Source organism: Actinomadura terrae (assembly GCF_022751215.1).
GTDB lineage: Bacteria > Actinomycetota > Actinomycetes > Streptosporangiales > Streptosporangiaceae > Spirillospora > Spirillospora terrae.
Window position 1 is genome coordinate 1,139,448 of the sequence record NZ_JAICDG010000001.1, and the last position, 21,333, is coordinate 1,160,780.

Genomic DNA, 21,333 nt, shown 5'->3' on the forward strand with positions numbered 1-21,333 from the left:
CGTTCTGATACAGACGTATCATTATGTTACGACCGGTGGGGCCGTGCGAGAGGATCGGGGGGTGCCGAGAACCGCGGATCACGACGCGCGCCGCGCGCAGATCACCGACGGGCTGGTCAGGGTGGCCGGACGGGACGGGCTGCACGCCGTCACCATGCGGTCGGTGGCGGCCGAGGCCGGGGTCTCGTTGCGGCTCGTCCAGTACTACTTCGAGAGCAAGGCGCAGCTCATGAACGCGGCGCTGGAGCGGCTCGAACGGCTGAGCCGCGAGCGCTGGGCGGCGCGGCTGGCCGCGCTGCCCGCCCCCTCACCGCGCGCGTTCGTCGAGGCGCTGCTGGCCGAGGCGCTGCCGACCGACCCCGAGAGCCGCGCCTTCCACCAGGTGTGGACGTCCTACGCCGTGCTGTCGATGACCGACCCCTCGCTCGCCGACCAGCCGTTCGTGGACGGGCCCGAACGGCTGGAGCGGCAGCTCGCGCAGGCCCTGGACGGCGCGGTCGCCGACGGCTCGGTGCCGCCGTCCGCCGACACCGCGACCGAGGCGGCACGGCTGCTCGCGCTCGTCCACGGGCTGGGGACGAGCGTCCTGGTCGGTCGGCGGACCCCCGAGTCGGCGATGGACGTCCTGCACTATCACCTGGACGCGCTTTTCTGCGGTGTCAGCGCTGGCGGTGTCAGCGGCAGCGGCCGAGGTCCAGATACGCCTGCCTCCCCCGGTCGACCAGCACCCTGACCGTCGAGGAGTGGCCGTGCGCCGTGCAGGTCAGCGTCCACTTCTCCTTGAGCAGGCCGGTCACGGGCTTCTGCCCGGTCGGGGTGAAGGGCGACTCCGGACGCACCGACGGGTTCACGTCCCAGACGAAGCGGCCGTTCCAGGGCACCTGCATCGAGGACGTCAGGCGCGTCGGCACCGCCTGCGGCTTGCTGCTCCCGACCGGCGAGGTCCACAGCGTGAAGCTCTTGGTGATGCTCAGCGTGGCGCCGCCGGGCGCGCGGCCTTGCAGCACCGAGTGCGCGCCGCGGTCGACGGCGTTGCGGAGCGCGACGAGGAACGCGCCGCGCGCGCCCTTGCCCGCCGTCGGGCCCGTCCCGTAGTACTCCTCGACGAGGGTCTCGAACGCCGGATGGAACGACTTGCCGAACTCGAACGTGTAGCCGAGGCCGCGCGTGGCGTAGTACGACCAGTCGTTGGTCTCGCCCGTCGTCTCGTAGTCGTCGCCCGACCGCATCCCCGTGTAGCCGTTCTGCGCGGCCATCGCGTCGCTGAGCGCCTTGTAGGCGGGCTCGTCCGGGGCGAGGCCCTCGGCCTTGGAGAAGTAGGGGCGCAGGATCGTCCCGCCGTAGGTGTGGTTGGTGATCAGCGTCGTGACCTGCCGGGACGAGACCAGGTCGCGGATGTTGCGGGACTCGGGCTCGGAGAAGGGGCCCGCGCCGTGGTAGTCCCCGTCGGCGCCGTTCGTGCTCGACCCCGTGCCGCCCCAGCCGAAGCCGTAGTTGCGGTTCACGTCCACGCCGAGGTCCTCGTTCCCCGGCTTGGCGCACAGCGGCGGCGGCGCGTCCTTCCCGGGCACGACGCGGCAGTTCTTCCGCTTGTACTCCAGCGTGCCGCCGCCGCGCGAGAGGTTGAAGCCGTCCGGGTTCACCACCGGGACGAGCACGACGCGCGCCGTGTCGAGCAACCGGGTGATCTCGCGGTCCCGGCCGTCGCGGCGCAGCAGGTCGTAGCCGAACTCCATCGCCATCTCGCCGGACGGCCACTCGCGCGCGTGGTGCAGCCCGACCATGAGGAACACCGGGCGCCCGTCGCGGGCGGATACGTGGTGGCCGATCTCGATCCCCTGGACCCTGCGTCCCTCCAGCGTCCGCGCGGGCAGCGTGAACGCGCGCACCCGCGAGGGGTTGCGGCGGGCGAGCGCGGCCATCTCCGACTCGTAGTCGCGCAGCGTCCGGTAGGACGTGCGGCCGCTCGGCAGCGGCGAGCGGGCGGTCCGCGCGGCGTAGGCGCGGTCGCGTTCGCGGTCGGCGCCGAGGTCGGCGACGCGGACGCGCCAGGTGTAGCCCGCCCCGCGCAGCGCCGCCGCGTCCGACGGGGAGTGCAGGACGACGTCCGCCCACCCCGGTCCGGCCGCCTCGGCGAGGTCGAGGCCGAGCCCGGCGAGCCGCCGGGCCGACGGCGCGTCCGGCACGTCCACCCGGACGATCTGCTCCGGCGCGGTCCGCTCGGGGGCGGCGTGGGCCGGTGTGATCAGGGCCGCGCTGAGCGCGAGCGCGGCGGCGGAGGCAGCGAAGGGCCGCATGGGATCACCTCTCGCGGGGGGAGAGGCTCATGATCCACAAAGCCGGGACGCGGAGCACGGGCAATGTCTGCCAGCGTTCGCGCCCCGGCTCCGGGGGTATTTCCCCTAGCCGCGCGTGCTACGGCTTGCGGGCGACGCCGCCGAAGGAGTCGATCGCCTGCGGGTCGCTGATCTCGGGGAAGTCCGGCCGCCACAGCGGGGTCGAGACCACGCCGGGCTCCTCCAGCTCCAGGCCCTCGAACAGCGCCTCGATGAACTCGGGCGTGCGCGCGTGGTAGGGCACGGTCCCCGCCTCGGCGCACAGCCGCAGCGCCTCGCCCCGGGCGGTCGCCTCGGCAGGCGTCCACTCGTTGACGCCCAGCACGTTCGTGCCGTCGTTGATGGACACATAGCTCCCGGACGGCAGCGCGTCGACCAGCCGGCGGACGATGCCGGGCGGGTCGTCCTCGTCGGCCACGTTGCCGATGATGCCGAGCAGCAGCAGCCCGATCGGCCGGTCGAAGTCCAGCACGGCGGCGGCCTGCTCGATGATCGCCTCCGGCTCGCGGACGTCGGCCTGGATGTAGGCGCAGGCGCCGCCGGGGGTGCTGGTGAGCAGCGCGCGGGCGTGCGTGACGACCAGCGGGTCGTTGTCGACGTACACGACCCGGGAGTCCGGGGCGTCGCGCTGCGCCACCTCGTGGGTGTTGTCGACGGCGGGCAGGCCCGTCCCGATGTCGAGGAACTGCCGGACGCCCATGGCGGTCATGTGGTGCACGACGCGGATCAGGAAGGCCCGCGACTGGCGCGCCACGTCCGCGATCTCGGGGTACACCGCCGCGATCTTGTCCCCGATCTCGCGGTCGATCGGATAGGTGTCCTTGCCGCCCAGCCAGTGGTTCCAGAGCCGGGCCTGGTGCGGCCGCGTGGCGTCGATGGTCGGGCTGGCGGCGGGGGCGCCGTCGTCGGTCATGGGGACCTTCCAGAACTCGTGACAAATCGGTGTGCATCACACTAAACCCACCGGTGGGCCGGTGATCACCGGCGCGCGCTAGGGCGCGGGCGGGAGTTCGTCGGCGGCCTCGGCCGCCTGCGCCAGCCGGTCGCGCAGCGCCTGGACGAGCGCCTCGCCCTGGTCGGTGAGCCGCTCGATCGCGGGCAGCGCCAGATCGTCGCGGACGGTGTCGGCGAGCAGCTCGTCGTACTCGTGGGCGCGCGCGGCGAGCGACTCCAGGTGCCGCTGGGCGCGCAGCGCCTCGTCGGCCGCGCGGGCCCGGTCGGCGTAGCGCTCCAGCGCCTCGACCCGCCGGGTGACGGCCGCGACCGACAGCTCCAGCTTGTCGCGCAGCGGGCGGAGCGCCGCGTCCACCTCGGGCAGGTCCGCGGCCGCGGCGACCTCCTCCTGGTCGACCCGCAGCCGCGACTGCCGGGCCAGCACCCGCGCGATCTCCCACTCCTGGCGCGGCAGCGTGACGGCGTTGTCGACGGTGTCCAGCAGCCCCTCGCGGTTCACCTCGGAGTCGCGGACGGCGTCCACGGCGGCCTGCACGCGGACGAGCAGCGCGCGGCCGGGCCCGTCGAGCTCCTCGGGGGTGACGTAGCGGTCGCGGCGGCGTTGCAGCTCCCGCGCGCGCCGCAGGTCCAGCGACACCGACGGGGTGCCGAGCGCGACCAGGACCGCGAGCATGCCGAGGCCGAGCAGCCACAGCGAGCCGAGCGCCGGCGACCCGACCAGCCCGAGCCCGAGGACGGTCAGCGGCGCCAGCCACACCAGCGGGCGGCGGCGCGCGACGATCGTGTCGAGCTCGGCGCGCAGCGTGGGGTCGGCGACCGGGCGGGGCTCCACGACGGGGCCGTCCTCGGGCGGGCGCCCGGGCGCGATCCGCCGCCAGTACGTCCCGACGTGGGTCTCGAACGCGAAGTCGGTGGGCGCGATCTCGATCTCGGTGGGCCCGGCCGGCAGCGGCCACGACCCGACCGGCTCGCCGCCCCCGGGGCCGGTGAAGCGGACCCACCAGCCGCCCCTGCCGTCGTCGCACCGGTAGCGGCCCGGGGCGACGTCGATCCCGACGAAGTACGTCCCGATCCCGGGGATGGACTCGCTCCACGCGCCACTGGTCACCGGCGACCTCCGACCAGACTCCTCCGCCGCGCCGCCCTGGCCGACCGGCGAGGCCCGTCGCTCCCGCATCAGGACTGACGTCCGGCGGACCGTAAGAGTTGCAGTACCCACATCCGCCGCGGGGAAGTCGCGCGCAAGGCGCACGATCGCGTTTGGAATACTCCAGGCGTGCGTCCCGACTACGACCCTCTCGACGATCCGCCCTGGGCGATGCAGCTCGTGGTCCGCGCGGAGAAGACCGATCCGCCTGGTCACGGCGCCGTCTGCGAGGCGGCGGCGACGGCGGTCGTCCGGCTGCTGACCGACCCGCGCGCCACCGGACCCGACGGCGAATGGCGCGAGGCCGTGCACGCGTGGGAGTCGCGACGCATCCGCAAGGTGACACGGCGGGCGCGCGGCGTGCGCTGGCCCGAGGTCCAGGCCCTCCCCGGGATCACGGTCGAGCACGACGGCGCGCAGGTCCGCGCGTTCGTGCCGGGCCCGGTGTCGGAGGTCCCGCCGGAACTCGCCAAACTTCAGGTCGCCGGCCTCGACCTGGCCGAGGCCGAGCCCAAGCCGCCGCCCGGCTCCCCGTACGCGGCGATCACGCTCAACCCGGACGTCGCGATGACGACCGGGAAGGCCGCCGCGCAGTGCGGGCACGCCGCCCAACTCCTGCTGCGCCAGGGCAGGCGCAAGGACGTCAAGGCGTGGATCGAGGCGGGCGCCCGCGTGCACCTGACGCACGACGTCCCGTGGAGCCGCTGCGTGCGGGACGCGACGGTCGCCGTCCGCGACGGCGGCTTCACCGAGGTCCCGCCCGGCACGATGACCGCGATCGCCCGCCTCCTCTAGGAGACCCAGTGGCTCGGAAAAAGACGCCTTTCCTCAACGTCCTTCCGGAAACGCGTGAGAACGCTCTGAAACTGGTCGCCGACGGGAAACATATGCGGGCGGCGAGCCTCGTCCGCAAGGCCACCGGCGTCGACCGGGAGGCCGCGAAGGAATATGTCGAGGGGCTCAAGGTCGAGGTGCTGGCCCAACGCGTCCCCGCCGAGGTCGAGGCGCAGGTGCGTGCACTTGTTGCGGAGGGCAAGCCGAGACCGGCCGCCATTCACGTCATCCGGGCCGTCGGATTCAGCCTCCAGGACGGCAAGCTCTATGTCGACGCCATGCGGGAGGGGCGGCTGCCCCAAAAGGACGGGGAAGGCCGAAGCCCGTTGTCGGAACGCGTGAAGGCGTTCGTCTCGGCCGGGGACCGGCCGTCGGCCGTCGCCCTGGTCAGGGCCGAGACGGGCATGGACGCCAGCGAGGCCGAGCGTTTCGTCGCCGCGCTGGCGTGAGCCCGCCGGTCACGTGAGCCCGCCGGGTCAGCGGCGGGGGAGGCGGTTGATCGCCGAGAGGGCGAACTCCTGCGTGCGGGTGAGGCCGCTGCCGCTCGGCGGAGCCACCTGCTCGCCCGCCTCGCGCCTGGCCCGCGCCGCGGCGGCGAGCTGCGCCTTCGCGCTCAGCCCGTAGGACAGGAACAGCAGCACGACGAACCCGGCCAGGTACAGGACGTGCTCCAGCAGCCCGCCCCACCGGCCCTTCAGGACGTCCAGGACGGCGAACATCGCGAACCCCGCCATCCACCCCGCGAGCGCCGGGACGAACCACATGTCGCGGCGGCGCGCGAGCCCGGCGGCGGTGACCACGACGAGCGCCACCTCGACCGCCTTGACGACGATCAGCAGCGTCCCGGCGGGGCCGGAGGCGAAGTACTTCTCGAACTCCTCGCGCCGGTCGTCCCACAGCAGCACGGCGCTCACGATCCCCGTCACCCCGTAGGCGAGGAGGAACACGCCGACCGCGTAGTGCATGCGGTGCCAGCTCCGGCCGCCCTGCCCCTCGGCGGTGCCCGGACCGCCGGCGGGTGGGACGGGCGCGTCGGGCGCGGGCGGGACCGGCGGAGGGACGAACGTCTCGCTCGCGTCGGCCGCAGCGGCGTCGGCGGCGGCGGCGGGGGGAGGTTCCGGGAGCCGCTGGTCCGGCCGGGTCTTCTCCGGATTCGCCGCCATCATGACCGCCATCATCGCCCCCATGCTCCCGTTCGCCTGTTAGGCGCAAGATATCCCGGATGATGGCGCCGCGACCCCGGACGCACCGGCCGTGCTCGCGGTACTGTCCCACAGACCCGGGCTGACCAGCCCGAAGTGCTTGCGGTCGGGCCGCGGAACCGGAAGGGTGAGGGCTCGTCGGGCCGCGCGGAGTCCACGAGGAAGACGAGGATGACGCCTGACGATACGGGAACCGCCGCGCCTTCGAGGACGCGGATCGAATATCTGGAAGAGCTCGGCGACGAGCTGACGAGACGGGGCTTCCGGGTGCGTCTCACCCTGCCCCGAGGCCAGTCGCCCAGCCTGCACGTGATGAATCCGGACGCGTCCGCCCTCACGGAGAACATCCTGGCGGAGCAGGGCGCGGACGGATGGTGGTACTGGTGGTCGTGGGCCGAGCGCATCGCGGCCGCCGCCGACGTCGCCGCCGCGGCCGACCGGGTCGCGCTGGTCCTCGCCGCCCGCTGACAACGTGATCATGCAGCACGGCCCCGGCCCACTCCGGTGCCCCCCTGCATGATCACGCTCTCATGTGGGCGGCCGAATGTTGAGCGCCCGAACATTCCCCGCGCCGCTGCTCACCGCGGGCGCGCCCCCCGCTCATCCCCTCCTCGCCAGGCGATCAGCCCGTCCAGGGTGCTCGCCCCGGTTGATCTCGCGTTACGTGATTGTTACTGCCCACAACAAATACGCGCGCCGCCGGGTCTGGTGCGAGAGACATCGCCGACATAAGTTGCGGGGCACAACATTCACGGCGAACTCGGTCGCGCACCGCGGCCTCCACCCCCCCGAAAGGACCCGGGCTATGCGCAAGGGGATCCTCAGCCTCGCCACCCTGTCGGCGGTCGCCGCGCTCGTCCTCACCGCGTGCGGAGACGACTCCGACTCCCAGGCCGCCTCCGACTCCGCCAAGGGCAAGGTCGGCGTGATCCTGCCCGACACGACGTCCTCCACCCGCTACGAGAGCTTCGACCGCCCCTACCTGGCGCAGGCGTTCAAGGCGGCGGGCGTCCGGTACGACATCCAGAACGCCGAGGGGTCCGCCCAGCGCTTCCAGACCATCGCCGACCAGATGATCACCAGCGGCGCGACCGTGCTGGTCCTGGACGGCCTCGACTCCGACTCCGCCGCCGCCGTCCAGCGCAAGGCGCGGGCGCAGGGCGTCAAGACCATCGACTACGACCGGCTCGCGCTCGGCGGCGTCTCGGACTACTACGTCTCCTTCGACAACGTGAAGGTCGGCGAGGAGCTCGGCAACGGCCTGCGCAAGTGCCTCGGGGACAAGGCCGCGAACATCGCCTACCTGAACGGCGCACCGACCGACAACAACGCGACGCTGTTCGCGCGCGGCGCGCACGCCGTCCTCGACAAGGTCCCCACCTACCGGAAGGCCGCCGAGCAGGCCGTCCCCGACTGGAAGCCCGAGAAGGCCGCGACCATCTTCGAGCAGATGTGGACCGAGCAGAAGGGCCGGATCGACGGCGTCGTCGCCGCCAACGACAACCTCGCCAACGCGGTCGTCTCGATCGTCAACAAGAACGGCGAGGGCGGGAAGGTCGCCGTCACCGGCCAGGACGCCACCCCGCAGGGCCTCCAGAACATCCTGGACGGCACGCAGTGCATGACGGTCTACAAGCCCGTGAAGCAGGAGGCGGACGCCGCCGCCAGGCTCGCCGTCGCGCTGCTCAACGGCGGCAAGGGGCAGACCAACGGCACCACCAACGACCCCGAGGGCAAGCGGGACGTGCCCTCGGTGCTGCTCACCCCGATCGGCGTCTTCAAGGACGGCATCAAGCGCGTCGTCGCCGACGGGTTCGTGAAGAAGTCCGACCTGTGCAAGGGCGCCTACGCCGCCAAGTGCAAGGACGCGGGCATCCAGTAGACCACCCCTCGAAGACACCGTGGCGGGCCCCTCCCCGCCGGGGACGGACCGGCTCCCACACATCCGGCCGCCCCTGGGGGCCCGCCACGGGCACGACACCGCGGCCATGCCCCCTGGAAGGAGACTCGTGGCAGAAAACGGTGACCCCGTCCTCCGCCTGACCGGGCTCAACAAGAGCTTCGGCGCCGTCCACGTCCTGCACGACGTGGACTTCACCGTGCGGCTCGGCGAGGTCATGGCCCTCGTCGGCGACAACGGCGCGGGCAAGTCCACACTGATCAAATGCGTCGCCGGCATCCACCCCGTCGACTCCGGACGCGTCGAGTTCGAGGGCCGCCCGGTGCGGGTCGCGGGCCCGCGCGACGCCGCCGCGCTCGGCATCGAGGTCGTCTACCAGGACCTCGCGCTCGCCGACAACCTCGACATCGTCCAGAACATGTTCCTCGGCCGCGAGCGGCGCCGGGGGATCGTGCTGGACGAGGCGTCCATGGAGGAGGCGGCCCGGCGGACGCTCGCCCGGCTGTCGGTCCGCACCGTCAGGTCGGTGCGCCAGCGGGTCGCGAGCCTGTCGGGCGGGCAGCGGCAGACCGTCGCGATCGCCAAGGCCGCGCTGTGGGAGTCCAAGGTCGTCATCCTGGACGAGCCGACCGCCGCGCTCGGCGTCGCGCAGACGCGGCAGGTGCTGGACCTCGTCCGGCGGCTCGCCGACACCGGCCACGCGGTCGTGCTCATCTCGCACAACATGAACGACGTGTTCGAGGTCGCCGACCGGATCACCGCCCTGTACCTCGGCCGCGTCGCGGCGGACGTCGCGCGCTCCGAGGTCACCCCCGGGCAGGTCGTGGAGCTCATCACCGCCGGCCGTTCCGGCGGTCTCGGCGTCGCGCCGACGACCGCCGCCGAGAACATCTGAAGGGGGACGCGAGGTGTCCACCGAAATCCCCGAAGGCAAGGAGGCCGCCGTGCAGCTGGCCGATGCGGACTTCGCCGCCGACAGCCGTCACCACGACCTGCGGTCGGCGCTGCTGGACTACCGGGACCGGATCCGCGCGGGCGAGCTCGGCGCGCTCCCGGCGATCCTCGGCCTCGTCTCGCTCGTCGTGCTGTTCACCGCCCTCAAACCGGACACGTTCCTCAGCAAGGGCAACATCGCGAACCTCTCGACGCAGGCGCTGCCCATCACGATCCTCGCGATGGGCCTCGTGTTCGTGCTGCTGCTCGGCGAGATCGACCTGTCGGCGGGCGTCGCGAGCGGCGTCTGCGCCGCCGTGATGGCCAAGCTCATGGCCGACTCCGGGCAGCCCTGGTACGTCGCGGTGCTGTCGGCCGTGGCGATCGGCATCGTCATCGGCACCCTGATCGGCTGGCTGGTCGCCGTGGTGCGGATCCCCTCGTTCGTCGTCACGCTCGCGCTGTTCCTCGGCCTCCAGGGGATCACGCTGCGGATGATCGGCGACGGCGGGACCGTGCCCGTCCGCGACAAGGTCGTGTTCGCGCTCGCCAACAAGAACATGCCGATCTGGCTCGGCTGGACGCTCACCGCCGTGTGCGTCGCCGGCTACATCGCGACCCAGCTGCTGCGCTGGCGCCGCCAGCACGCCCGCGGCCTGCACGCCCAGCCGCTGGAGCTGGTGCTCGCGCGGTCCGCGCTCGTCGCGGCGGCGCTGCTGCTCGGCACCTACTTCCTCAGCCTGGACCGCGCGCCCAGCCCGCTCATCACGCTCGGCGGCATCCCGTGGGGCGTGCCGCTGGTCGGCGTGCTGCTCGTCGCCTGCACGTTCGTGCTCGGCCGCACGTCCTACGGCAGGCACGTCTACGCCGTCGGCGGCAACGCCGAGGCGGCCCGCCGCGCCGGGATCAACGTCACCCGCATCCGGATCTCCGTCTTCATGATCGCCTCGGGGATGGCGGCGGTCAGCGGCATCGTCGCCGCGTCCCGGCTGAACTCGGTCGCCACCGACGCGGGCGGCGGCAACACGCTGCTGTACGCGGTCGGCGCGGCCGTCATCGGCGGGACGAGCCTGTTCGGCGGGCGCGGCAAGGCGCGCGACGCGGTGTTCGGCGGCCTCGTCATCGCCATCATCGAGAACGGGCTCGGGCTGCTCGGCACCAAGGCCTACCTCCAGTACCTCATCACCGGGGTCGTGCTGCTGCTCGCGGCGGGCATCGACGCGCTGGCCAGGCGCCGCCGGTCGAACGTGGGCCGATGACGGCGGGCGACCCGGAACGGGAGCGGGCCGAGTGCGCTTCCTGGGCGCCGAGCGCTGCTGATACGCTCGCGATCCAGGACCGTTCGGCGCGGGACGGCGGTGTGGCACGGTGGGAGCCTCTCGGCATGTCAGTGACGCCCGTCCTCGACACGCCCGTCCTCGACCTGCGCGGCATCGACAAGAGCTTCGGCTCCGTCAAGGTCCTGCGCGACGTGGCGTTCACCGCCCGCGCGGGTGAGGTGACCGCGCTCGTCGGCGACAACGGCGCGGGCAAGACGACCCTCGTCAAGTGCATCGGCGGCATCCACACGCCCGACGCGGGGGAGTACCGCTTCGAGGGCGCGCCCGTCCGGGTCGGCAGCCCCCGCGACGCCGCCGCGCTCGGCATCGAGGTCGTCCACCAGGACCTCGCGCTCTGCGAGAACCTCGACATCGTGGAGAACCTCTTCCTCGGCCGCGAGCGCCGCCGCGGCCTCGCCCTCGACGAGGACGCGATGGAGGAGATGGCCCGCACGACGCTGTCGGGCCTGTCGGTCCGTACGATGGGGTCGGTGCGGCGCAGCGTCTCGACGCTGTCGGGCGGGCAGCGGCAGACCGTCGCGATCGCCCGCGCGGTCCTGTGGGACAGCCGCGTCGTCGTGCTGGACGAGCCGTCCGCCGCGCTCGGCGTCGCGCAGACCCAGCAGGTGCTGGAGATCGTCCGGCGGCTCGCCGACCGAGGCCTCGCGGTCGTGCTCATCTCGCACAACATGAACGACGTCTTCGCCGTGTCGGACCGCATCGCCGTGCTGTACCTCGGCCGGATGGTGGCGCGGGTGCGGACCGCCGACGTCACCCACCGGCAGGTCGTCGAGCTGGTCACCTCGGGCGTCAGCGGCGATCTCGGGCTGCGCCGATGATGCGGGCGGGCCCGTCGCAGGAGGACGTCCGGCGGCACAACCTCGGGACGCTGCTGCGCTTCGTCCACCTGCGCGGCCCCGCCTCCCGCGCGACGCTCGCCGAGTCCCTCGGGCTCAACCGCAGCACGATCATGGCGCTGACCGCCGACCTGACCGCCGCCGGGCTCGTCCGCGAGGAGCTGCCCCGGGGCCCCGGTCGCCGCGCGGGCCGCCCGTCGCTGGTCGTCCGGCCGGAGTCGACCCGCGTGTACGTGCTCGCGTTCGAGGTCGGCGTCGACCGGCTCGTGATCGCGCGGGTCGGGCTCGGCGGCGTGGTGCTGGACCGCCGCGAGGCGGCGCGCACCCGCGGCTCCGACCCCGCCGAGATCGTCGGGACGCTCGCGGCGGGCGCCCGCTCGCTCGTCCGCAAGAGCGAGCGGGACGCGGTGTGCGTCGGCGCCGCCCTCGGCTTCCCCGGCACCGTCCGCCGCGCGGACGACGCCATCCGGTTCGGCCCCAACCTCGACATCGGCGACTTCCCGCTCGGTGACGCGCTGTCGCGCCGCCTCGGCCTCGGCCTGCCCGTCTCGGTCTGCAACGACGCCAACCTCGGCGCGCTCGCCGAGCACGGGCGCGGCGCGGGCGTCGGCTGCGACAACCTCATCTACCTGCACGGCGACGTCGGCGTCGGCGGCGGCATCATCGCGCACGGGCGGCTGCTCAGCGGCGACGAGGGCTACGGCGGCGAGATCGGCCACATGGTCGTCAACCCCGGCGGGCGGCCCTGCGCCTGCGGGTCGCGCGGCTGCCTGGAGGCCGAGGTGGGGGAGCGGACGCTGCTCGCCCACGCCGACCGCGAGGAGGCGCCCGGGCAGAGCGGCCGCGACGCCGTCCGCGCCGTCGTGGACGCCGCCGACCGCGGCGACATCGTCGCCCGCGAGGCGCTGCACCGCGTCGGCACCTGGCTCGGGTTCGGCGTCGCGAACCTCGTCAACGTCCTCAACCCGGGCCTCGTCGTGTTCGGCGGGACGCTCCGCGACATCTACCTCGGCGCCGCCGCCCAGATCCGCAGCGTGCTCGCGACCGGCGCGCTCGCCGCGCCCCGCGAGAAGGTCCGCCTCCGCACCGCCGCGCTCGGCGACGACACGACGCTCGTCGGCGCCGCCGAGTTCGCCTTCGCCGACGTCCTCGCCGACCCCATTCAGGTCCTCGCCCGGCTACGAGCCCCCGAGGACAGCCGCGTTCACTGACGGTGTGTTTATTGCAACCCCGGCCCGACGGGTCTCGCCTGGCGGCTCGCCCCCTCGACCGTGCTTGTGCGAGCGCGGATCGCTTCGCGATCTTCGCGGTGGGGGCTCGCCTCCGGCTTCGCCCCCACCGCTCAGCTAGCGCGCTCGCGTGGCGGCTGAGGTCGTTGTGCGGCGCACCCTGGGTGGCTGGGCGGGGGGCTAGGTGAATGTGCCGTAGGTGCCCTTGTAGAACAGCAGCGGGTCGGCGTCGTGGTGGTGGTCCAGGGCGTGGACGCGGGCGACGACGATGACGTGGTCGCCGGCGACGTGCTCCTGCTCGACCGAGCACTCGATCCAGGCGAGCGCGCCCTCGATGAGGGGGCCGCCGTTCGGCGTCCGCGTCCAGCCGATGTCGGCGAACTTGTCGCCGCCCCGGAGCGCCAGCCGCTCGCAGACCTTCAGTTGGGGCTCGCTCAGGATGTTCACGCACAGCCGTCCGGCGCCGCGCAGGCGCGGCCAGGTCGTGCTGGTGTGCGCGACGCAGAACGCGACGAGCGGGGGATCGAGGGACACGGAGGTGAAGGAGTTCGCCGCCAGGCCCGCCGGGCGGTCGGAGCCCTCCTCGAACGCGGTGATCGCGACCACGCCGGTCGCGAACCTGCCGAGCACCGAGCGGAACCGGGCGCTGTCCACGCCGGCGGCTTCGCCCGGCGGCTCCTCGCCGGGGGGTCCCGCGGCCGCGTCACCCGCGAGCGTGGACGCGGACGCGCCGGCTCCGTGGCCCATGTGACCCGATCCCTTCTCTTGGCCGGGCGCCGCCCGGACGGGGGGACCGCGCGGAACGCGCCGTCGGGCGTGCGCGTGCCGTGCGCGGCACATCGCCCACTAAAGCCCGAATTTTGGGACGCTGATTCCCCGCAGGGCGCATCTCCGTCGATGGTCCTGGTCAGCCGTCGGTCTTCCGGCGGAACCTCAGGCGCGGACGGGGCCGGGCGGCGGCACGGGCGGGCGGGGCCGGGCGGCGTCGCGGGCGTGGGCCGGGAGGTGGATGTTGGTGTAGGGGTGGATGAGCGCGGTCGCGGACAGCCCGTCCATCAGAAGGCGGCCCGTCCGCGCGAGGCGGAGCCGGGAGCGGGCCGACAGCCGCGGGCCCTCGTGCAGCGCGACCCACGCGATCCAGCCGATCCCGACGACCGCCCAGTACGAGACGAGGCGGTACAGGCCGACGGCCGCGGCGGCGGGCGTCAGCGTCGCGCCGAACGCGACCAGCGAGGCGGCCATGCTGCTCTCGATCGCGCCGAGCCCGCCGGGCAGCAGGGGCAGGGCGCTGCCCGCCGCCTGCGCCGCGAAGTAGGCGAGCGTGACGCCGTGCGGGTCGACGTCGACGCCGACCGCGCGCGCCGCCGCCAGCAGCGCGAGGATGTCGCAGACCCAGTTGAGCGTGGCGAGGACGGTCAGCGCCGCCCAGTCGCGCGCCGTCGGGCGCAGCACGTCGCGCGCGCCCGCGAGCTGCTCGGCGTGCGGGGCGACGCGGGGGTGGGCGAGCGCGGCGCGGTAGGCGCGCCGCACCGGCGCCGTCACGACAGCGCGCAGCGGCCGCCAGCGCAGCGCGGGCACCAGCAGCAGGAGCAGCGCCGCCGGGACGCCCAGCGTCGTCACCGCGAGCGCCCGGGCGTGCGGGTCGGCCATCAGCGCGACCAGCCCGATCACCGTGTAGGCGGTCGTGGTGATCACCCCGCCCGCCAGGATCACGGCGGTGGCCAGCTTCGCGGACGCGCCGCCCCGGCGGAACTGCCGGAACGTGTAGACGACGCTCACCGCCGGGCCCGCCGGGAGCGTCGTCGACAGCGCGTTGCCCGCGTAGGTGATCGCGAACGCGCGGCGCAGTGTCATCTTCAGCCCGCCGATGCGCAGCAGGCGCCGCTGGAGCCGCGCGAACGCCCCCATCGAGCCCGCCTCGGCGAGCACGACCACGGCGAGCCAGCCCGGTTCGGCACTGGTCGCGGCCGACCACATCGCACCGAGGTCGGGAAGCTGGTCGTGGACGAAGGGGAGCATCGCGAGGGCGGCGGCCAGCACCGCCCACTGGAGCAGGAGGCCCGCCCTGCGCCGCCACCAGGAACGGTCGTCCTTCGGCTTGGCGGGCGCGCCGGGAAGAGGCATTTCCTCCTCGGCGGCGACCGTTGCGCCCGTGTCAATACGAGGAGCGTCCCCGTCCACGGGGAGGGGTACGACGCCGACCGGGGGGCCGGCCGGTGCCGCGGCTGCCTCGTACATGCCCCGGTCACCTCGCAAGTTCGCCCACTACGCGCAACCTACGGCGTACCTACGACATTCCCCCTGACCGGGTAACGGAACCGCAAAGTGACTCTCGCCACCCCCGTAACCGGAGTCTTCCCCCGGCACGGCTAGGGCCTCCTGGTGGGGTTCACGGCATCAGACTCGGCGGGTCCGTCCGGGTCGGGCCAGGGCTCGTCCTCCCCCTCCCGGGTCATCTGCCGCTCGTAGTCGGTGACGCCGACCCCGTCCTCGCTCTCCTCCGGTTCCTCGATCACGAGGTCGTCGGGCGGGTCCTCCACGTACTGCTCGGTCAGGGCGATCTCCTCGGCCTGCTCGTCGTCTCCCATGTCGTCCAGGCCGTCCGCGCCCGTGCGGGGATTCTCACGGGGGTCACGGTCCGCGCCGGGATCGCGCATGCTCATCGGCTCCTCCGGACTCGGCTCGACTTTCCGCTTGCCGGGGCGGTATCCCCGCTGCGGTTCACGCTATTCGCGGTGGTTCGCCATGCGGTTACCATCCGGGGCATGGGCGTACAGGCTGTGATCTTCGACTGGGGCGGCACGCTGACCCCCTGGCACGACATCGAGGTGACCGAGATGTGGCGCGCGATCTGCTCGGCGCACCTGCCGCCGGACGAGGTCGAGCGCGCCGCCGTCGCGCTGGTCGAGGCCGAGAAGGAGCTGTGGCGGCGCGGCACCGAGGAGCACCGCAGCGCCACGCTCGCCGAGGTCTTCGAGCTCGCCGGGGTCGGCTGCTCCGACGCCCTCCTGCTCTCCCACTTCGAGGCGTGGACGCCCCACACCCACACCGACCCCGCCGTCCCCGGCCTGTTCGACGCGCTCCGCGAGCGCGGCATCAAGATCGGCGTGCTGTCCAACACGATGTGGTCCCGCGACTGGCACGAGCGCGTCTTCGCCCGCGACGACGTCCTCCGCCACCTCGACGGCGCCGTCTACTCCTGTGAGATCCCCTGGACCAAGCCCCACGCCGAGGCGTTCCGCGCCGCCATGGACGCCGTCGGCGCCACCGACCCCGCGTCCTGCGTCTTCGTCGGCGACCGGCCCTACGACGACATCCACGGCGCCAAGGCTGCCGGGCTCCGCGCCGTCCAGATCTGGCACCAGACCACGCACGCCTTCAGCCGTCCCGGCCTCACCCCGCCCGACGCGCTCATCCACGACCTGGAGGAACTACTGCCCCATGTCGAACGCTGGGCCGCCGCCTAACTCCTGCGGGCGACGATCAGGTCGCGGGTGATGGCCTGGTCGACGCGGTGGCGGAAGCCCAGGTAGCCGCCCGAGTCCTGGACGGTGAGGCCGTTGGAGGCCAGGATGCCGGCCAGCTCGTCCCGGCGCCCGACGAAGGTGTTCCAGGAGATGCCGATCGCGCCGCCGGGGCGCAGCAGCCGCGCCCATTCCGGGACGGCCGCCGACAGCAGCTCGACCGGGCTCCGCGACAGCACGGGCTTGCCGGCGCCGCGTCCGGGACGGTTGCCCTTCGGGCGGCTGCCGTGCTGCACGCCGTACGGGGCGTCGGTCACGATCAGGTCGAACGTGCCGGGGCGGAAGAACTTCCCGGCCCCGACCGAGTCGGCGTTGACGACGGTGATCTCGATCGTCTCGCCGCTCTTGTAGCGCTCCTTGGACGCGCCGAGCGTCACGTGCAGGCGGCGCCCGAGGACGGCCTTCTCGCGGCGGATGTTGGTGATCTCCGCCTGGTGCTTGACGCGGTTGTTCTTCAGCCACGTCCGGATGAACGCGGCGTAGGCCTCGAAGTCCTTGCCGTCGATGTCGATCCCGGCCGCGTCCAGCCCGTACATCACGGCCTGGTTGAGCGTCGTCCCCCGGCCGCACATGGGGTCCAGGACGCGGGGACGCCCGGTGACGAGGTCCATGGGGGAGTCGGTCGCCATCGCGGTCACGTTCAGCAGCAGCTTCGTGAAGTTCTCGTTGGTCTTGCCCGAGTACTTCTGGATGGTGAGCAGGTCGCTGCCGAACAGGTCGAGGGGCTCGATCGTCACCGGGCGCAGGAGACCGCCGTCCTCGATCTGGAACAGCGCGTACAGGGATGACAGGTTCGAGAGCAGGCGGATGTCGGGCTCGGTCAGGCCGTCCGCGGAGAACGTGACGTAGGGGACGCCGCCGATGGACGATTCCGCGATGTCGGTGATCCGGCCGCCGAGGGCCCGTTCGCTGAAGACCGACAGCTCGGCCTTCACCAGGTCGGCGGCCGCCTGCGCGTAGACCCTGTTGTGCGATGGGGAGACGAGGAGGCCGTACGCGGTCATCCGTCGGACATTAGCAGTGACGGAGGTCTGGGGAGGCCGCCGGGGAAGCATCCCCGGCGGCCTCCAGGCGGCCCATTGGCGGGCCGTTCCTTCTCGGTCAGCCCGCCCGGACGGGTCGCCTCTTGCCACCCCGGGCGTTGCGCCTGTCAGCGCTCTTGTGCTTGGGCTCCTGGGCCGCAGGAAGCGCGACGGGCTCGGGCGCCGCCTTCACCTCCGCCGCCTTCACTTCTGCCGCTTCCAGGGCGCGTGGCTGCGCGGCCAGGGCCTCCAGGGCCGGAAGGTCGGGCAGGTGCCGCGCGGCGGCGGCCAGCAGTTCCTGGACGCGGCTGGTGAGGCTGGCGAGGTCCGCGCGCGCCACCGCCGCCTCGTTCCGGGCGCGGCGCGCCTGCCGCCGCGCCTCGTCGCGCTCGGCCGCGAGCTGCGTCAACTGGTCGTGGTAGGCGGCGCGGAGCTCCTCCAGCGCGCTGCGCCCACCGGTGTCGCTCCCGTGCGTGCTCATGGCGGGTCTGGGCTCCTCCCCCGAGTGATCCAGTACAAAAAGGATCAACGCATGGTCGGAGCCCTTTCGTTCCCGGAGTGCGGGAGATCACTCACCCGGTTTCGGACGCGGTGACAGCGCCTCCGACGGCAGCCCGGGGAACGCCGCCCGCGGGGCGGGGTCGCCCACGGCCGACCGCCAGCGCGCCGAGCGGGCCGTCGCGACCTGGGCGCTGTCGGCGGCGAGATAGCGCAGGTCAGGGGACGAGGCGCCGGCGAGCCCCACGTAGGCGGGGACCAGGCCGTCCTCCAGTGCCGCCGCGAGCTGCGCCGCGCTCCGGGCGGAGGCGACCCGCACCGGCAGCCGGTAGGCGGGCGCCGCCGCGACCGGCGGGACCGACAGGATCGCGCTCAGCCGGTCGCGTTGCGCGCGGTGCGCGTTCCACGCGTCCTTGGCCGCCTGCTGGAGGCCGCCGCGCAGCCGCGCGCCGAGCATCCCGTACCCGTACACAGCCGCGTGCTCGGCCGCGAGCGCCGTCTGGAGCGCCCTGGCGTCCGACCTCGGAGCGTCGCGCGGCGCCGGGGGCCGGACCGCCGCGGCGTGGCCGGACTCGCACGCGCCGATGCTCGCCATGAGCTGCGCCAGCCCCGGACGGCACCGGCCCGCGTCCTCCCTGCGCGCCAGCGCGGCCCGCTCCTCCGCCTTCCGCAGCGCGGCGATGATGCGCTCGCCTCCGGGCGGCAACGGGATCGCCTTGGGGGACGGGATGGCGCCGCCCTCGTGCGCCCGCTTCCCCGACCCCGGCACGTAGTGCCGTCTCAGCACCGCCAGGTGCTCGCGATGATGCGCGAGGACGGGGTCGATCCGGCGGGCCAGCGAGGCGTCCGCCGCCCGCGCGGCCTCGTAGGAGGCGACGAGATCCTGTTCGGAGGCGATCGCGCCGGCGAGCGTCGCGACGTCCCGGCGCGGGGACGCCTCGGCGGAGCACCCGGCCAGCCAGGGCAGCGCCAGCGCCGCCGCGCCGCCGAACACGGCCCGCCGGGAGACGGCGGCTCCGGGCGTCGAGCCGGGTGCCGGGCAGGGCGTCGAACTGGGCGTCGAGCAGGGCGCGGGCGGGCGCACGAGCGGGCGCAGCCGCGGAACGACCGCTGGCAAGGGCGTCTCCTCACCCGGTGACGTGGTGGTGGCGGCCCGCGGCGGTCCCGGCCCGGACGCGTCCATCAGGCCAGCTCAAGCATTCCATATCCGGCGCGCCGGTGAGCTGTCCGGAGGACCGTCGCGGTGCCCGGCTGTCGATAGTCTTGGGGGGCCAACGGCCGCGCGGTGGTTTCAGCGCGGCCCGCGCCCGCCCCGGAGGCGGGCGGATTTCGCAGCGGAGCACAACAGGAGGAGGGTCCCATGAGCGTCGAGTCCCGCGGTGGCCGCGCTCAGGGGGGCCGCGGCGAGTCGCCGGCGCGGCCGACCCGCGAGGCGGCCGTCGCCGAGCTGACCGGGCTGCTCGCGCCCGCCGTGGCCGAGGCGGGCTTCGACCTGGAGGAGGTCGACGTCCGGCCCGCGGGCCGGCGCCGCCTGGTCAAGGTCGTCGTGGACGGCGACGACGGCGTCGCGCTCGACGACATCGCCCGGATCAGCGAGTCCGCCTCCGCGCTGCTGGACGCCTCCGAGGTGATGGGCACCTCGCCGTACGTGCTGGAGGTGACCTCGCCCGGCGTCGACCGTCCCCTCACCGAGCCGCGCCACTGGCGCCGCGCCGTGGGACGGCTCGTGGTCGTCCCGCTCGCCGCCGGCGGCGAGATCGAGGGCCGGGTCGTCGCCGCCGACGAGGAGGCCGTCGAGATCGACGTCACGCCGCCGCGCCGCGGCAAGGGCGGGAAGGGCGGCAAGGGCGGAAAGCCCGCCGCGTCGAAGGGCTCCGGGCCGAAGGGCGCCGGGGCCGAGGGCGCCGAACCGCAGGCGGGACGGCGCCGGCTGGGTTTCGGCGAGCTGGGACGCGGCAGGGTGCAGGTGGAGTTCAAGGCTCCGGCGGGCGGTGCCCGGGGGGACGGCGCCGGCGCGGCCGAGAAAACGCGTTCTCCGGCTGAGCCGGACTAGAGGGGGGACACCTCGTGGACATCGACATGACCGCCCTGCGGGGCCTGGAGAGCGAGAAGGACATCTCGCTCGACGTGGCCGTCAAGGCCATCGAAGACGCGCTGCTGATCGCCTACCACCGGACGGAGGGCGCGGCGCCGAAGGCCCGCGTCGAGCTGGACCGGCAGAGCGGGCACGTGACGGTCTGGGCGACCGAGACCGACGCGGAGGGCGCCGCCGTCCGCGAGTACGACGACACCCCGACCGGGTTCGGGCGCATCGCGGCGACCACCGCCAAGCAGGTCATCCTGCAACGGCTCCGCGACGCCGAGGACGAGCTGACCTTCGGCGAGTACGCGGGCCGCGAGGGCGACATCGTCAGCGGCATCATCCAGCAGGGCAAGGACCCGCGGAATGTGCTGGTCGACCTTGGCAAGATCGAGGCCGTCCTGCCGCCCCAGGAGCAGGTGCCCGGCGAGCGGTACGAGCACGGCGAGCGGCTGCGCGCCTACGTGGTGCAGGTCCGCAAGGGCCACCGGGGCCCGTCGGTGCAGCTGTCGCGCACCCACCCGAACCTCGTGCGCAAGCTGTTCGCGCTGGAGGTCCCCGAGATCGCCGACGGCACGGTGGAGATCGCGGCGATCGCCCGGGAGGCCGGCCACCGCACCAAGATCGCGGTCCGGTCGCGGAAGGCGGGCGTGAACGCCAAGGGAGCCTGCATCGGGCCGCTCGGCAGCCGCGTCCGCAACGTGATGGCGGAGCTGCACGGCGAGAAGATCGACATCGTGGACTTCTCGGACGAGCCGCCGGAGTTCGTCGGGAATGCCCTCTCGCCGGCGCGCGTTTCGGCCGTCGAGGTCATCGACGCCGAGGGACGCGTCGCCCGGGTGATCGTGCCCGACTACCAGCTCTCCCTCGCCATCGGCAAGGAGGGGCAGAACGCCCGGCTCGCCGCGCGGCTGACCGGCTGGCGGATCGACATCCGCTCCGACACCGAACCGGCGGAGGCCGCGTCCGGTGCCGGGGAGGCTCCGGCCGACAGCACCGGCGGGGCGCCTGGTGGCGCAGCCGGCGGCGGGCGCGAGTCGTCCGGCGAGTCGGGTTCGGAGGGCACGCGGCCCGCCTCGGGTGATTCGGGCGAATCGGGATCTTCTGCGCCGGGGGAGCATGCGACAGGTCCCGCCGACGCCTCGGCGCGGTAGACTCATGAGACGTGGCCGGGTGGCTCCGCGACGCATGTGCGTGGGCTGCCGGGTTCGCACGGTCAAGTCCGACTTGCTGCGCCTGGTGGTGGTGGGGGGCGTCATCGTCCCCGATCCCCGAGGGCGGCTCCCGGGCCGGGGCGCTCATATGCACCCCGACCTGGCGTGTCTCGAGCTCGCAGAGCGACGTCGGGCGTTCCCGCGGGCGTTCCGCCTGCCGGGGCCGCTCGATGACAGCGCGCTGCGGGCGCGGCTTGCGGAGCGGGCGGTGCAGCAGCAGGATGGCCGAATGGTAAGCGACGTCTAGTCGGAAGCAGGTCGAGATTGCTATGAGCGCTCGATGA

At 73.6% G+C, this 21,333-nt stretch carries 23 protein-coding genes; 13 read left to right on the top strand and 10 right to left on the bottom strand.

Features of this window, described 5'->3' with window-relative positions:
- The first annotated feature begins 61 nt into the window (after positions 1–61).
- Positions 62–733 (top strand): TetR/AcrR family transcriptional regulator, encoded by a 672-nt coding sequence (locus K2F47_RS05050; RefSeq protein ID WP_242901543.1) that lies wholly within the window; start codon positions 62–64, stop codon positions 731–733.
- On the opposite strand, the gene K2F47_RS05055 is transcribed toward K2F47_RS05050, so the two are convergent.
- From K2F47_RS05055 to K2F47_RS05065, 3 genes are all read right to left on the bottom strand, one after another.
- Positions 675–2,297 (bottom strand): M14 family metallopeptidase, encoded by a 1,623-nt coding sequence (locus tag K2F47_RS05055; protein ID WP_242901545.1) that lies wholly within the window; start codon positions 2,295–2,297, stop codon positions 675–677. The genes K2F47_RS05050 and K2F47_RS05055 overlap by 59 nt on opposite strands.
- A 118-nt stretch (positions 2,298–2,415) precedes the next feature.
- The gene (locus tag K2F47_RS05060; RefSeq protein WP_242901547.1) at positions 2,416–3,249 is read right to left on the bottom strand and encodes an SAM-dependent methyltransferase; all 834 of its coding nucleotides are present in this window, start codon (positions 3,247–3,249) and stop codon (positions 2,416–2,418) included.
- A gap of 78 nt (positions 3,250–3,327) precedes the next feature.
- The gene (locus K2F47_RS05065; protein WP_242901548.1) at positions 3,328–4,398 is read right to left on the bottom strand and encodes an Rv1352/Rv1906c domain-containing protein; all 1,071 of its coding nucleotides are present in this window, start codon (positions 4,396–4,398) and stop codon (positions 3,328–3,330) included.
- A 168-nt stretch (positions 4,399–4,566) separates the two neighbouring features.
- On the opposite strand from K2F47_RS05065, the gene K2F47_RS05070 reads away from it, so the two are divergent.
- Together K2F47_RS05070 and K2F47_RS05075 are read left to right on the top strand one after the other, a co-directional pair.
- Complete coding sequence (locus tag K2F47_RS05070; protein WP_242901549.1) at positions 4,567–5,232, top strand: aminoacyl-tRNA hydrolase; 666 nt, start codon at positions 4,567–4,569, stop codon at positions 5,230–5,232.
- Between the two features lie 92 nt (positions 5,233–5,324).
- The gene (locus tag K2F47_RS05075) at positions 5,325–5,720 is read left to right on the top strand and encodes a hypothetical protein (protein WP_242901551.1); all 396 of its coding nucleotides are present in this window, start codon (positions 5,325–5,327) and stop codon (positions 5,718–5,720) included.
- 27 nt (positions 5,721–5,747) lie between these two features.
- Here K2F47_RS05075 and K2F47_RS05080 read toward each other — a convergent pair whose 3' ends face one another.
- On the bottom strand, positions 5,748–6,449 hold the full coding sequence (locus K2F47_RS05080) for a hypothetical protein (protein ID WP_242901552.1): 702 nt from the start codon (positions 6,447–6,449) through the stop codon (positions 5,748–5,750).
- 195 nt (positions 6,450–6,644) lie between these two features.
- Here K2F47_RS05080 and K2F47_RS05085 point away from each other — a divergent pair, with 195 nt between their 5' ends.
- From K2F47_RS05085 to K2F47_RS05110, 6 genes are all read left to right on the top strand, one after another.
- Positions 6,645–6,941, top strand: a complete 297-nt coding sequence (locus K2F47_RS05085; RefSeq protein ID WP_156219198.1) for a hypothetical protein — start codon at positions 6,645–6,647, stop codon at positions 6,939–6,941.
- A gap of 337 nt (positions 6,942–7,278) precedes the next feature.
- A complete protein-coding gene (locus K2F47_RS05090; RefSeq protein ID WP_242901553.1) occupies positions 7,279–8,355 on the top strand; it encodes a sugar ABC transporter substrate-binding protein in 1,077 nt (358 codons plus the stop codon).
- A 106-nt stretch (positions 8,356–8,461) separates the two neighbouring features.
- Complete coding sequence (locus K2F47_RS05095; protein ID WP_242901556.1) at positions 8,462–9,268, top strand: ATP-binding cassette domain-containing protein; 807 nt, start codon at positions 8,462–8,464, stop codon at positions 9,266–9,268.
- Positions 9,269–9,281: 13 nt separating this feature from the next.
- On the top strand, positions 9,282–10,565 hold the full coding sequence (locus K2F47_RS05100) for a sugar ABC transporter permease (RefSeq protein WP_242901557.1): 1,284 nt from the start codon (positions 9,282–9,284) through the stop codon (positions 10,563–10,565).
- 125 nt (positions 10,566–10,690) lie between these two features.
- Positions 10,691–11,464, top strand: coding sequence for an ATP-binding cassette domain-containing protein (locus K2F47_RS05105; protein ID WP_242901559.1), 774 nt, complete (start codon positions 10,691–10,693; stop codon positions 11,462–11,464).
- Complete coding sequence (locus K2F47_RS05110) at positions 11,464–12,693, top strand: ROK family transcriptional regulator (RefSeq protein WP_242902571.1); 1,230 nt, start codon at positions 11,464–11,466, stop codon at positions 12,691–12,693. Before K2F47_RS05105 ends, K2F47_RS05110 begins: the two co-directional genes overlap by 1 nt.
- Before the next feature lie 198 nt (positions 12,694–12,891).
- On the opposite strand, the gene K2F47_RS05115 is transcribed toward K2F47_RS05110, so the two are convergent.
- The 3 genes from K2F47_RS05115 to K2F47_RS05125 all read right to left on the bottom strand — a co-directional run bounded on the left by K2F47_RS05115 (position 12,892) and on the right by K2F47_RS05125 (position 15,374).
- Positions 12,892–13,458, bottom strand: a complete 567-nt coding sequence (locus tag K2F47_RS05115; RefSeq protein ID WP_242901560.1) for a flavin reductase family protein — start codon at positions 13,456–13,458, stop codon at positions 12,892–12,894.
- 186 nt (positions 13,459–13,644) lie between these two features.
- On the bottom strand, positions 13,645–14,835 hold the full coding sequence (locus K2F47_RS05120) for a lysylphosphatidylglycerol synthase transmembrane domain-containing protein (protein ID WP_242901561.1): 1,191 nt from the start codon (positions 14,833–14,835) through the stop codon (positions 13,645–13,647).
- A gap of 245 nt (positions 14,836–15,080) precedes the next feature.
- The gene (locus K2F47_RS05125) at positions 15,081–15,374 is read right to left on the bottom strand and encodes a hypothetical protein (RefSeq protein ID WP_242901562.1); all 294 of its coding nucleotides are present in this window, start codon (positions 15,372–15,374) and stop codon (positions 15,081–15,083) included.
- 102 nt (positions 15,375–15,476) lie between these two features.
- Here K2F47_RS05125 and K2F47_RS05130 point away from each other — a divergent pair, with 102 nt between their 5' ends.
- Complete coding sequence (locus tag K2F47_RS05130; RefSeq protein WP_242901563.1) at positions 15,477–16,178, top strand: HAD family hydrolase; 702 nt, start codon at positions 15,477–15,479, stop codon at positions 16,176–16,178.
- On the opposite strand, the gene K2F47_RS05135 is transcribed toward K2F47_RS05130, so the two are convergent.
- The 3 genes from K2F47_RS05135 to K2F47_RS05145 form a co-directional block, all read right to left on the bottom strand.
- Positions 16,175–17,239: a TRM11 family SAM-dependent methyltransferase gene (locus K2F47_RS05135; protein WP_242901564.1), complete on the bottom strand. Its 1,065-nt coding sequence runs from the start codon at positions 17,237–17,239 to the stop codon at positions 16,175–16,177. The genes K2F47_RS05130 and K2F47_RS05135 overlap by 4 nt on opposite strands.
- A 97-nt stretch (positions 17,240–17,336) precedes the next feature.
- A complete protein-coding gene (locus K2F47_RS05140; RefSeq protein WP_242901565.1) occupies positions 17,337–17,738 on the bottom strand; it encodes a hypothetical protein in 402 nt (133 codons plus the stop codon).
- Between the two features lie 87 nt (positions 17,739–17,825).
- The gene (locus K2F47_RS05145) at positions 17,826–18,872 is read right to left on the bottom strand and encodes a ferritin-like domain-containing protein (RefSeq protein ID WP_242901566.1); all 1,047 of its coding nucleotides are present in this window, start codon (positions 18,870–18,872) and stop codon (positions 17,826–17,828) included.
- Positions 18,873–19,115: 243 nt separating this feature from the next.
- On the opposite strand from K2F47_RS05145, the gene rimP reads away from it, so the two are divergent.
- The 3 genes from rimP to K2F47_RS05160 are packed head-to-tail and all read left to right on the top strand — an operon-like array spanning position 19,116 to position 21,296.
- Complete coding sequence (rimP, locus tag K2F47_RS05150) at positions 19,116–19,808, top strand: ribosome maturation factor RimP (RefSeq protein WP_372490820.1); 693 nt, start codon at positions 19,116–19,118, stop codon at positions 19,806–19,808.
- A 26-nt stretch (positions 19,809–19,834) separates the two neighbouring features.
- Complete coding sequence (gene nusA / locus K2F47_RS05155) at positions 19,835–20,989, top strand: transcription termination factor NusA (RefSeq protein ID WP_242902573.1); 1,155 nt, start codon at positions 19,835–19,837, stop codon at positions 20,987–20,989.
- Between the two features lie 34 nt (positions 20,990–21,023).
- Positions 21,024–21,296, top strand: coding sequence for a YlxR family protein (locus tag K2F47_RS05160; protein WP_242902574.1), 273 nt, complete (start codon positions 21,024–21,026; stop codon positions 21,294–21,296).
- The last annotated feature ends 37 nt before the right edge of the window (positions 21,297–21,333 follow it).